Here is a 12,149-nt window from a genome sequence, read left to right as displayed (position 1 = left end):
TCCTGTATCATTGGGTGTCAAATAATTTTGACACCCACATCATTTAATATTAATATTTGTAAGTTTAGAAGTTTTAGTATATAATAGGTATAAACTTACCATTTGTCGTAAACTTAATTGATATTTTTAACATTAAAATCAATAATTAATCATATTAAAGGACAAATGTCCTTTAATATGTGAAGTAAAAGTTATAAAATCTTAGTTATATCACAATAATCTTAGACAAACTACACAAAGATGCGACGATTGCTTGGAGGAAAAAATGATTGATTACTCAGAAGGCTCTGGAAAGCAGTATCATACAGGGGTAGGAAAAGGTGATGTCGGAAGATATGTTATTCTTCCGGGAGATCCAAAAAGGTGCGCAAAGATTGCAGCGCATTTTGATAATCCTGTTCTTGTAGCAGACAGCAGAGAATACGTTACATATACAGGTACATTAGATGGTGTAAAGGTCAGTGTAACTTCAACAGGTATCGGGGGACCGTCTGCTTCAATAGCAATAGATGAACTTTCAAAATGTGGGGCAGATACTTTTATAAGAGTAGGTACCTGTGGCGGTATGCAGGATGAGGTTATAGGCGGAGATGTGGTTATTGCAAGTGGAGCTATCCGTATGGAGGGTACAAGCAGGGAGTTTGCACCTATAGAATATCCTGCCGTTTCAAACGTAGAAGTTATGAATGCTCTTATAAACTCGGCAAAATCCTTGAAAGAGAGATATCATGTAGGTGTAGTCCAATGCAAGGATTCTTTCTTCGGACAGCATGAACCGGATATTATGCCTGTAAGCTATGAGCTTCAAAATAAGTGGCAGGCGTGGCTTAGAATGGGCTGTCTTGCTTCTGAAATGGAGTCTGCGGCACTGTTTATAGCAGGAAGCTTTTTAAGAGTAAGAGTAGGCTCCTGTTTCTTAGTTGTTGCCAACCAGGAAAGGGCAAAGAAAAATCTTCCAAATGAGCAGGTGCACGATACAGAAGCGGCTATAGTCACTGCTGTAGAAGCAATAAGACTGCTTATCAAGGAAGACAATTCAAAGTCCTAATAATAGCGTTTAGTTTATATCTAATTTGGTTACTGCTGCCTTAAGGCAGTATAACATAAAAAAATTCTTAAAAAAGGAGAAAAGAAATGAAAAAAAGAATTTTAGCAATGGCCATGTCAGCAGTTATGGTGCTTTCATTAGCAGCCTGTGGCGGTAATGCTGACGGCAAAAAGACAAGTAGTGCCGGTTCATCAAAGGGTAGCACTGCAACAAGTACAACAAGTGCATCTAAGGGTAGCACAACAAGTACAACAAGTGCATCTAAGACAGACAGTGCTTCAAAGACTTCCGGCACATCTGCAGCTAAGTCTGAATTCAAGGTAGGACTTATTACTGACGTAGGCGGAATTCACGATCACTCATTTAATGAGACTTCATGGAAAGGTCTTGAGCAGGCAAATAAAGACTTTGGTGTAACAATTAACTACCTTGAGTCAAAGACAGATGCAGATTACACAAGTAATATTGAAACTTTTGTAGATGAGGAATATGATCTTATTTTATGTGTAGGATTTAAACTTGCTGAGGCTACAAAGAAGGCTGCTGAGGCACATCCTGACATTAAATTTGCTATTATTGATGATGCAAGTAATGCAGCTCTTCCAAATGTAACCTGTCTTACATTTAAGCAGGAACAGGCTTCTTACCTTGTTGGTTATGTAGCCGGTCTTATGACAAAGAAGAATAACGTAGGTTTTGTACTTGGTATGGCAAGTGATATGATGAACAAGTTTGGTTACGGATATCTTGCAGGTGTATATGCGGCTAATCCTAAAGCTAAGGTTCAGCAGATAAATGCAAATAACTTTGCGGATCCTGCTATCGGAAAAACAAGTGCTACAACCATGATTACCAACGGTGCGGATGTTATCTTCCACGCAGCGGGCGGTACAGGTGTCGGTGTTATCCAGGCTTGTCAGGAAGCTAAGATTTCAGCTATCGGTGTAGATACAGATCAGAGTTCTTTAGCGCCTGATACAGTTATTACTTCTGCTATGAAGCGTGTAGACAATGCTGTTTATGATACGGTTAAGCAGCTTGTTGACGGAACTCTTCAGAGCGGTGAGGTTGTATATGACCTTTCAAAAGGTGGTGTAGATATAGCTCCTACAACAAATCTCCTTTCAGAAGAAGTTCTTAAGAAGGTAGAAGAAGTTAAAGCTAAGATTTTAAGCGGTGAAATTGTGGTTCCCGGTACAAAAAAAGAATTCGAAAAAGAATTTGGCGATAAGTATGAATTAGACTAAGCTGAAATTATTTATGTAGCAGAACTGAAATTTCAAATTTGCTTATACAGTATATCAAATGATATTTGTACTATAGCTAAGTTGTAATAATACCAATTATCTGCAACTATCATACATTCTACTATGGTAGTTGCAGAATATTTTGTAAAATTGTGTTTTGAAAACAATGCCTTATAACTAAGACATTATTTTGAAAATGTGATGTTATCATAATTATAAAATGGGAGGTAAAACTGTGGGCATCGAAAGTCATATGGACGAAAAAGTCATGGCAGTAAAAATGGAAAACATAGTAAAAAAGTTTGGTAATTTTACTGCTAATGACGGAGTAAATTTATCAGTACATAAGGGAGAGGTGCACTCTATACTTGGCGAAAACGGAGCCGGTAAGAGTACCCTTATGAATGTGCTGTATGGTATGTATAGACCTACCAGCGGACAGATTTACATTAAAGGACAACCGGTGGAAATTACCAGTCCGAAACATGCCATTGAACTTGGTATAGGTATGGTGCACCAGCATTTCATGCTTATTCAGCCATTTACCGTAACTGAAAATATAGTTCTTGGTATAGAGCCTGTCAAGGGAGTTAAAATAGATTATAAACTCGCAAGACAGAAGGTGCTTGAAATCTCCGAAAAATATGGAATGCAGGTGGATCCGGATGCTAAAATTGAGGATATCTCGGTAGGAATGCAGCAAAGAGTAGAAATACTTAAGGTGCTTTACCGAGGAGCTGATATTCTTATTCTTGATGAACCTACGGCTTCCCTTACTCCTCAGGAGATAGATGAACTTATGGTTATTATTAAGAACCTTACAGCAGATGGCAAAAGTATCATTATTATCACCCATAAGTTAAAGGAGATTAAGGCCTGTTCAGATAACTGTACCATCATCCGTCAGGGGAAATATATAAAGACGGTTAAGGTAGCTGATGTGGATGAAGCCGATCTTGCCGCACTTATGGTAGGACGTGATGTAAACTTTAAGGTAGAGAAAAGAGAACAGGAGCCGGGAGCGGAAGTGCTTTCCGTAAAGAACCTCAAAGCACGTGACTATAGAGATGTAGAGATACTTAAAGGCTTTGATATTTCTGTAAGAGCAGGGGAAATAGTCGGTCTTGCCGGAGTAGACGGTAATGGACAGACGGAGCTTGTAGAAATTCTCAGTGGTCTTAAGAAGGCTGATTCAGGTGAAATAACTATGAATGGCAAGAGTATCTTCAATAAGACACCTAGAGAAATATTTGATGAAGGACTTTCAAGTATACCTGCCGACAGACAAAAACATGGTCTTGTACTTGAATTTTCTATAGAAGATGACCTTATTCTGCAACATTACAATGAAGCTCCGTATGCGAAAGGCTTTATGTTAAATCGCAAGGAGATACATAGGCATGCCACTGAAATGATGGAAAAGTTTGATATCAGACCTCGTGGTGCAGAGACTCGTCCTGCGGGCAGTCTTTCAGGAGGTAACCAGCAGAAGGTAATTATAGCCAGAGAGGTTACTAACGATAAAGACTTACTTATAGCTGTAAACCCTACAAGAGGTCTTGACGTTGGCGCTATTGAGTTTGTACATAAGTATATTGTAGAACAAAGGAATAAGGGAAAAGCTGTTTTACTTGTTTCTTTTGAGCTTGACGAAATTATGAATCTATCAGACAGAATAGTAGTTATAAGTTGCGGAAAAGTTGCCGGAAGCTTGCTTGGAAGTGAAGCGAGAGAGGGTGAGCTTGGATTTATGATGGCAGGAGGTAAACAAGGTGAATAAGAAAAAAAGTATTTTGCAAGGTAATGTCTTATACACTATTATTGCAATTATAATAGGCTTTGTCATTGGTGCGATTTTCCTTGTTATTGCAGGCATAAGTCCGGCGGTAGCTTATGGAAAGCTTATATCAAGTGTATTCAGTAAACCTAAATATTTGGTATATACTTTAGTGTATGCCGCACCGATTATACTTACAGGTCTTTCGGTGGCATTTTCCTTTAGAACCGGTGTATTTAACATTGGTGCGGAAGGTCAGTTTGTAGTTGGAAGTATTGCAGCTACTTTGGTTGGTGTTCTTGTTGAATTACCTGCTGTTATACATGTTCCTCTTTGCATATTAGCGGCTATGGCTGCAGGAGCATTCTGGTCATTTATTTGCGGTCTTATGAAGGTTAAAAAAGGTATACACGAAGTTCTTTCCTTTATTATGTTTAACTGGATTGCTTTCTACTTTTCCAACTTTGTGGTTAACCTTAAATCAATTAAGGTTGAGGGAGGAGAGGCATCAAGGAATCTTGCGGATAGTGCAAGAATTCTTTTCCCTGCTGAATGGATAGCTAAGATTAAATGTCCTGATGCAAACTGGGGCATAGTTATAGCTGTAGTTATGGCTATAGCTATATGGATAATTATTGAAAAAACTACTCTTGGTTACAGGCTTAAAGCGGTAGGTTTTAACAAGCATTCAGCTGAATATGCCGGAATAGATGCAAATAAGTCCATACTTACTGCGCTTTGTATATCGGGTGCACTTGCAGGTCTTGGCGGTGCTGTTCAGATAATGGGACAGAGCGGAAGACTTGTACAGTTTGCAGGTCAGGAAGGATACGGTTTTGAGGGTATTTCAGTAGCTCTTATCGGAAGCTCAAACCCTATAGGCTGTATATTTGCAGGTTTATTTTACGGAGCTATGAAGTTTGGAGGATCTAAGTTAAATATAGTTCAGGTTCCTTCACAGATAATAAGTATAATTATGGGTTGTGTAATTATTTTTATAGCAATATCCCATATATTCAAATATTTATTACTTAAACTTACAGATAAGAAGGAGGCGTAATAATGGATTTAATAATTCAAAATCTCGGACTTTTGATTAATGCAGCTCTGATTGCTACACCTCCACTTCTTTTGGCTGCACTTGGTTCTTGCTTTTCAGAGAGAAGCGGTGTTGTAAACATCGGTATTGAAGGTATGATGACTATAGGTGCTGTAACAGGTGCTATAGCTGCCCTGGTAACAGGCAACGGCATTTTGGCATTTATAATAGGCGGTCTTGCGGGCGGAGTATTCGGACTCATCCACGCAGTTGTATGTATCCACTTCCATGCCGATCAGACTATCGCAGGTACGGCTATTAACTTTATCGGACCGGGACTTGCAGCTTTTACCTGTATGATACTTTACAATTCTACAGACAGTCCTGCTATACCTTTAGAGGATAAGCTTCCTAAAATGTTCAATGATGTTTTTGAAGTGCCAATGTACTTAATGTATATTCTATGGCGTATATAGTATTTATATTTGCTATTATAGCTAACTTTGTATTTTATAAGACAAAATTGGGAGCACATCTTCGTGCCTGCGGAGAACATCCGGTAGCCTGTGAATCACTTGGTATCAATGTATACCTTGTAAGATACATCTGTGTAATCTTATCAGGATTTTTAGCCGGACTTGGCGGAGCATTTTGTACACTTGCAACAGTAAGCCAGTTTAAGCCTTCGGTTATTGTCGGACAGGGCTTTATCGCTATTGCAGCAGTTATTTTCGGTAAGTTTTCACCTATGGGTGCACTTAAAGGCTGTCTTATTTTCGGAGTATGTAACGGAATTAAGGCTCTTGCCAGTCAGGGAAATATGATTTCACCAAACATTATATCTATGATACCTTACATAGTTACCATCCTTGCACTTATCTTCTTTGTAGGAAGAGCAGATGCACCTGCTGCCAACGGAAAGCCTTATATCAGATCAAAATAAGGAGAAATGTATGGAATATAAGGAATTGGTAGAAGCCGCACTCGATGCGAGAAAGATGGCTTATACTCCGTATTCACATTTTAAGGTTGGAGCGGCACTCATTACTAAAAGCGGCAAGATATATAAGGGGTGTAATATTGAAAATGCCGCTTATTCACCCGGAAATTGCGCTGAAAGGACAGCTATATTCAAGGCTGTCAGCGAGGGTGAAAAAGAGTTCTCTGCAATAGCTATAGTAGGTGGGCCGGAGAACAAGGATGAATTGCCTATTTGCCCGCCCTGTGGCGTATGCAGACAGGTTATTAATGAGTTTGCGGATGCGAATGAATTTGAAGTAATATTAGGAACAAATAAATCTGAGGAGTTTAAGGTATTTAAACTGAAAGAGCTTTTACCGCTCGGATTTGGGCCTAAGAATCTTGCTGAATAAACACTTTGAGGGGAGTTCAGTATGAGCGAACTGGATAATGTATGGAAATATCTGAATAAAGAAAGCCATATGTACTTAGAGAAATTTTTGAAAAATGCTCCAATGTGGCTTTTGGAAGAATTTCATGAAGTTAATATATCTAAAGACACTGAATTTGTTTCTGAAAACGATCCGGCCAATACAGTGTACATTTTACTTACAGGTGTAGTAAAAGCTACTGATATAAGAGTTTTTCCGGTAGTTTATGACTTCATAAGATTCTATCCGATTGAAATTTTTGGAGCTATGGAGTTTTTGCTAAGAGAAGATACTTATAGGACAACGTTGATAACAGTTACAAATTGTAAATTTCTTAAGCTTTCCATAGAACAGTTTTCTAAATGGGTATTAAATGATATTAATGCCATGAAAATGTTCACTGAGGCTATGACAAGATATCTGTTAGACCAGTGCAGAAAAGAAAGATTATATTTATTTTTGCAAGGTGAGGAAAGAGTTCTGTTGTTTTTGAGCGATATTTATGAGAAAAACGGTTTGGCAGATGAAATAGTCATAAATATTAGCAGAAATGATTTAGCAAAGGGAACGGCACTTTCTGTAAGAACAGTGAATCGTACCATAAAGGAACTTATAAAGGAAGGGTTCTTGGTAAAAAAAGGAAGAAAGCTGATTTTGCCTTTTGAAAAGTATCAGGAAATTAAAAAAAGGCTTTCAGATAAGGTTGATATGATGTAGCTCTACCGGAGTAGAACATCATTCTACACTTATAGAAAACCAAAAATCAGCTTATGAAACCTGTATCTAAATAAACCCAATTTATTTTGGGATAAAATATTAATAATTAAGGAGGATAATGATATGGCAGTACCAACACCACATATTAGAGCTAAAGAGGGAGATTTTGCAAAGACAGTACTTATGCCGGGAGATCCGCTAAGAGCTAAATACATAGCTGAAACTTACCTTGAGAATCCTGTGCTTGTTACTGATGTAAGAAATATGCTTGGTTTTACAGGAACCTACAAAGGAAAAAAAGTATCTGTAATGGGTGGCGGAATGGGTATGCCTTCGATAGGTATCTATTCTCATGAACTTTTTAACTTCTATGGAGTTGAAAATATAGTAAGAATAGGTTCTGCAGGCTCTATAAGTGAACAGTGTCCTTTAAGGAGCATTGTAATTGCACAGGCTGCCTGCACCAATTCATCCTGGGCAAACCAGTATGAAATACCGGGTACTTATGCACCTATAGCTAATTACGGTTTACTTTCAAGTGCTGTAGAAATAGCTAAAAGACAGGGTACACCTACTGTAGTCGGAAATGTACTTTCCTCAGATCCTTTTTATTGTGATTTAAAAGATCCTCACAGTGCCTGGATTAAAATGGGAGTGCTTTGTGTAGAAATGGAAGCTGCGGCTCTTTATATGGAAGCTACAAGAAGCAGGAAGAATGCACTTGCAATTCTTACAATTTCAGATAATATCATTACCGGTGAGGAATTAAGTTCTGATGAGAGACAGACAGGCTTTGGTAAGATGATGGAGCTTGCTCTTGAATTGGCTTAAGATATTTAGAAAGGATAGTATATAAAATGACACAGGAAGAAATGCTTACTCATGTTGACCATACTTTACTTGTACAGACAGCTACTTGGGATGATATTAAACAGATTTTAGATGATGCCATGAAATATAAAGTAGCCTCTGCCTGCATACCTGCAAGCTATGTAAAAGAAGCTGCAGAGTATGTAAAAGGAAAGCTTGCTATATGTACAGTTATAGGTTTTCCAAATGGCTATGCCACAACTGCTTCAAAGGTTTTTATGGCAAAGGATGCTGTAAATAACGGCGCTAAAGAAGTGGATATGGTTATCAACATTGGCTGGCTTAAGGACAAAAAGTATGATGAACTTGAGTCAGAGATAAAGGCTGTAAAGGAAGCTGTTGGCAACCTTGTACTTAAAGTAATTATCGAAACCTGTTTACTTACAGATGAAGAAAAAATAAAGATGTGTGAGATAGTTACCAAGGCAGGAGCTGATTATATCAAGACTTCTACGGGCTTTAGTACAGCAGGTGCTACCTTTGATGATGTAAAATTATTTAGTAAGCATGTTGGTAAAAATGTAAAGATTAAGGCTGCAGGCGGTATTGCAAGTCTTGATGATGCATATAAATTTCTCGAACTCGGTGCTGACAGACTTGGTACAAGCAGAATAGTTAAATTAGTTAAAGGACAGGAGGCAACCGGATATTAATGAGCAGATTTAAAAGAGTATTTTTGATTGTTTGTGATTCGATGGGTATGGGAGCTATGGCCGATTCCGAAAAATTCGGAGATGTAAATGTAGACACCCTAGGACATATTTCTGATACTGTAGAGCATTTTAATATTCCAAATCTCAGGAAACTCGGTCTTGCTAACCTTAAACCGCTTAGCAAGGCAGAGCCTGTTGAAAAACCGTTAGGTTATTATTGTCCGTTAAATGAGATGAGCAACGGAAAAGATACCATGACAGGACACTGGGAAATGATGGGGATTCATACCACCAAACCTTTTGTAACATTTACGGATACAGGTTTTCCAAAGGAACTTTTAGACGAGTTATCTAAACGCTGCGGTAAGGAAATTATAGGAAATAAGAGTGCTTCCGGAACTGAAATCCTGGAGGAACTTGCTGAAACCGAAATAAATGAAGGCAAGATGATAGTATATACATCTGCTGACTCTGTACTTCAGATTTGCGGAAATGAGGAGACATTTGACCTTCAAAACCTTTACAGATGCTGTGAGATTGCCAGAGAGCTTTGTATGAGGGATGAGTGGAAGGTTGGAAGAGTTATAGCAAGACCTTATGTCGGTAAGAAGAAGGGTGAATTTAAGAGAACGGCTAACCGTCACGATTATGCGGTTAAACCGCCAAGTGATACAGCTCTCAATGCACTTAAGAATGCAGGTTTTGATGTGATTTCCATCGGAAAGATCAATGATATCTTTGTAACTGAGGGAATTACTAAAGCTTATCATTCAAACAGTTCTGTGCATGGTATGGAGCAGACTATAGAAGAGGCAGGTAAAGACTTTACGGGACTTTGCTTTGTAAATCTTGTGGACTTCGATGCACTTTGGGGACACAGGAGAGATCCTATAGGCTACGGAGATGAGATAGAGAAGTTTGATGTGAAATTAGGTGAATTTCTGGATGTAATGCGTGATGATGATTTACTTATAATCACAGCAGATCATGGAAATGATCCTACCTACACAGGAACCGACCACACCAGAGAGAAAGTACCTTTCATAGCTTATTCAAAGAGCTTTAAGGGTTCAGGCAGTATACCTGAACGCAATACTTTTGCGGATATGGGTGCAACTATTGCAGAGAATTTCGGTGTGAAGATGCCGGAAGGAACTATAGGAAGCTCAATGCTTGGTGAGTTGGTTTAAAATACGATATTGACAACCATTTTCAAATGATTTAATATAATAATTACAAAAATATTTGTAATTTGCTCATTTTTAACAAAAATGGCTGCTTACTCATGTTTTTGGCGTGTCAAAAGATAATAAATTCGCTTTCAGGCAAGCCCTAATCGAATTTTTATACTTTCGACACTTGTATCATTATATTAAGGGGTTGTTGAAATGACGAATGAACAGGTTATTGAAAGATTAAGAAATGATGGCTGTCGTATTACCAAACAGCGTAAGCTTATTATTGATGTTATCATGAACAATAACTTTAATTCCTGTAAGGATATATATTATCAGGTGGCTGAGAAAGATAAAACTGTCGGAATGGCAACAGTATACAGGATGATTAGGCAGCTTGAAGATATGGGAATAGTAAATAGGATTGATACCATAGAAATCGTTAAGTAAATAACTTAGATTTAAATTATTAAAAAATGCCGATTATGAATATTTAAAAATATATATCATAGTCGGTATTTTTGTGTTAAAATGTTGTTTGGGTTCTGGGAGTGGAATCATCCACAACAGTACTGATTTAAATACTGTAAGAAAGGGGATAATGCTTGATTATAGGAAAAGGCTTATATGTGAAAAAATATCAGATATACTCACCGAAACTGCCATTATCCTTTGATGGCTTCAGATTTATTTTTATATCTGACTTGCATGGTAAAATATACGGAAAAGAAAATTCCGCACTAATTCACCTTATAGAGAAAGCGAAACCTGACTGCATCTTAATAGGCGGAGATATGGTGGTTGGAGGCGAAAACTGTAAATATAATGAAGGTTACAGTCCTATATCCGGTGAGTCGGTGTATACATCAATAGACTTACTTTCAAAGCTTTCTAAAAAATACACCATTATACATGCTTTGGGAAACCATGAAGAAAAGCTGCATTCTAAGCTTTGGGAAGAATATGAAACGGCTTTAGCCCAATTAAATGTAAAACTTCTTGATAATACTGTATACAGTTTTACAGGTGAAAATGAAGAAAGCATTGATATATACGGGCTTAGTTTGGGGAGAGAATATTATCCAAAGTTTAAAAGAATACCGTTGCCTCTTGATAATATAGTGAATAAACTGGGAACTAAAGGTAAAAACTACAGTATACTTATGGCACATTCACCTGTTTATTTCAATACTTACAAAAAATGGGGAGCGGATTTAACCCTTTCAGGACATTTGCATGGAGGAATAATGCGACTTCCTTTGATTGGTGGAGTATTGGGACCTGATTTCTTTATATTTCCTAAATATTCAGGCGGTTTATATAAAGAAGAGGGTAAAAATATGATAGTTTCCTGCGGTGCCGGAATGCATACCGTAAACCTTAGGATATTTAATCCGCCGGAGCTTACGCTTGTAGAATTAAAGTTTGGAGAAAAATTAAATGGGAATTGAAGTTAAGCTTGAAGCTTTTGAAGGTCCTCTTGACCTTTTGCTTCATCTTATTGAAAAAAATAAAATAGACATTTATGATATACCGATTGCAGAGATTACTGACCAGTATATGGAATATGTAAATCAAATGAAAACTGCTGATTTAGACATGATGAGCGACTTTCTTCTGGTTGCGGCACAGTTAATTAATATTAAATCACGAATGCTTCTGCCCAAAGAAGAAAAAGAGAACGGAGAGGAAATAGATCCGAGAGAAGACCTTGTAAACAGGCTGCTTGAATATAAGATGTATAAGTATTCCGCTGAAATTCTGAAAGGAAGGGAGGATTTTGCGTCTTCCTTCATTTTTAAGGAGCCTACCATACCGAGTGAAGTGGCTGAATATGAGGAAAAACCTGAAATCAGTGAAATTATAGGTGATTTGACTCTTGCGAAATTACATAACATCTTTAATTTTGTTATTAAGAAGCAGGCAGATAAAACTGATCCTATCAGGAGTTCATTCGGGAAAATAAAGAAAGAGCCTATCAGTATGTCCGAATCTGTCAACCGGCTTCAAAATTATGGTAAAGAGCATAAATATTTCAGTTTCAGAGAATTTCTTATAAATCAGCCTTCAAGACTTCATGTGGTTGTCAGCTTTTTAGCTGTACTTGAACTTATGAAGGTTGGTGCGCTTAAGGCTGTTCAGGAGGATAAGGACTCTGATATAGTAATTGAATTCGTTGAAGAGAAGATATTTACTTTGGAAGATTATAAAGATATGGGAGAAGAATAGAAA

The 12,149-nt window shown here is 37.6% G+C and carries 14 protein-coding genes; all 14 read left to right on the top strand.

Features of this window, described 5'->3' with window-relative positions:
- Window positions 1–265 precede the first annotated feature (265 nt).
- The 14 genes from udp to GCWU000282_RS16780 all read left to right on the top strand — a co-directional run bounded on the left by udp (window position 266) and on the right by GCWU000282_RS16780 (window position 12,146).
- On the top strand, window positions 266–1,048 hold the full coding sequence (udp, locus tag GCWU000282_RS01315; protein ID WP_023353173.1) for a uridine phosphorylase: 783 nt from the start codon (window positions 266–268) through the stop codon (window positions 1,046–1,048).
- Window positions 1,049–1,134: 86 nt separating this feature from the next.
- Window positions 1,135–2,295: a BMP family lipoprotein gene (locus GCWU000282_RS01310; protein ID WP_023353172.1), complete on the top strand. Its 1,161-nt coding sequence runs from the start codon at window positions 1,135–1,137 to the stop codon at window positions 2,293–2,295.
- A 253-nt stretch (window positions 2,296–2,548) separates the two neighbouring features.
- A complete protein-coding gene (locus GCWU000282_RS01305; protein ID WP_035039326.1) occupies window positions 2,549–4,075 on the top strand; it encodes an ABC transporter ATP-binding protein in 1,527 nt (508 codons plus the stop codon).
- Entirely contained in the window at window positions 4,068–5,132 is a 1,065-nt protein-coding gene (locus tag GCWU000282_RS01300) for an ABC transporter permease (protein ID WP_023353170.1), read from the top strand. The genes GCWU000282_RS01305 and GCWU000282_RS01300 overlap by 8 nt, the downstream gene beginning before the upstream one ends.
- A 2-nt stretch (window positions 5,133–5,134) precedes the next feature.
- Window positions 5,135–5,587: an ABC transporter permease subunit gene (locus GCWU000282_RS17325; protein WP_023353169.1), complete on the top strand. Its 453-nt coding sequence runs from the start codon at window positions 5,135–5,137 to the stop codon at window positions 5,585–5,587.
- On the top strand, window positions 5,575–6,054 hold the full coding sequence (locus GCWU000282_RS17320; RefSeq protein WP_023353168.1) for an ABC transporter permease: 480 nt from the start codon (window positions 5,575–5,577) through the stop codon (window positions 6,052–6,054). Before GCWU000282_RS17325 ends, GCWU000282_RS17320 begins: the two co-directional genes overlap by 13 nt.
- A 10-nt stretch (window positions 6,055–6,064) precedes the next feature.
- Window positions 6,065–6,484, top strand: coding sequence for a cytidine deaminase (locus GCWU000282_RS01290; RefSeq protein WP_023353167.1), 420 nt, complete (start codon window positions 6,065–6,067; stop codon window positions 6,482–6,484).
- 21 nt (window positions 6,485–6,505) lie between these two features.
- Window positions 6,506–7,219 (top strand): Crp/Fnr family transcriptional regulator, encoded by a 714-nt coding sequence (locus GCWU000282_RS01285; RefSeq protein WP_023353166.1) that lies wholly within the window; start codon window positions 6,506–6,508, stop codon window positions 7,217–7,219.
- Window positions 7,220–7,342: 123 nt separating this feature from the next.
- A complete protein-coding gene (gene deoD, locus GCWU000282_RS01280; RefSeq protein WP_023353165.1) occupies window positions 7,343–8,050 on the top strand; it encodes a purine-nucleoside phosphorylase in 708 nt (235 codons plus the stop codon).
- A gap of 26 nt (window positions 8,051–8,076) precedes the next feature.
- The gene (deoC, locus tag GCWU000282_RS01275) at window positions 8,077–8,742 is read left to right on the top strand and encodes a deoxyribose-phosphate aldolase (protein ID WP_023353164.1); all 666 of its coding nucleotides are present in this window, start codon (window positions 8,077–8,079) and stop codon (window positions 8,740–8,742) included.
- A complete protein-coding gene (locus GCWU000282_RS01270; protein WP_023353163.1) occupies window positions 8,742–9,932 on the top strand; it encodes a phosphopentomutase in 1,191 nt (396 codons plus the stop codon). The genes deoC and GCWU000282_RS01270 overlap by 1 nt, the downstream gene beginning before the upstream one ends.
- A gap of 198 nt (window positions 9,933–10,130) precedes the next feature.
- Window positions 10,131–10,367 (top strand): Fur family transcriptional regulator, encoded by a 237-nt coding sequence (locus GCWU000282_RS01265; protein WP_023353162.1) that lies wholly within the window; start codon window positions 10,131–10,133, stop codon window positions 10,365–10,367.
- Window positions 10,368–10,522: 155 nt separating this feature from the next.
- Window positions 10,523–11,368 carry a metallophosphoesterase gene (locus tag GCWU000282_RS01260; protein ID WP_023353161.1) on the top strand — a complete coding sequence of 282 codons (846 nt, stop codon included), beginning with the start codon at window positions 10,523–10,525 and terminating at the stop codon, window positions 11,366–11,368.
- Window positions 11,358–12,146, top strand: coding sequence for a segregation and condensation protein A (locus GCWU000282_RS16780; RefSeq protein ID WP_023353160.1), 789 nt, complete (start codon window positions 11,358–11,360; stop codon window positions 12,144–12,146). The genes GCWU000282_RS01260 and GCWU000282_RS16780 overlap by 11 nt, the downstream gene beginning before the upstream one ends.
- Window positions 12,147–12,149 lie beyond the last annotated feature (3 nt).

Origin of the sequence: Catonella morbi ATCC 51271 (assembly GCF_000160035.2) — a bacterium.
Classification (GTDB): domain Bacteria; phylum Bacillota; class Clostridia; order Lachnospirales; family Lachnospiraceae; genus Catonella; species Catonella morbi.
This window is presented reverse-complemented; position numbering and strand designations above follow the sequence as displayed.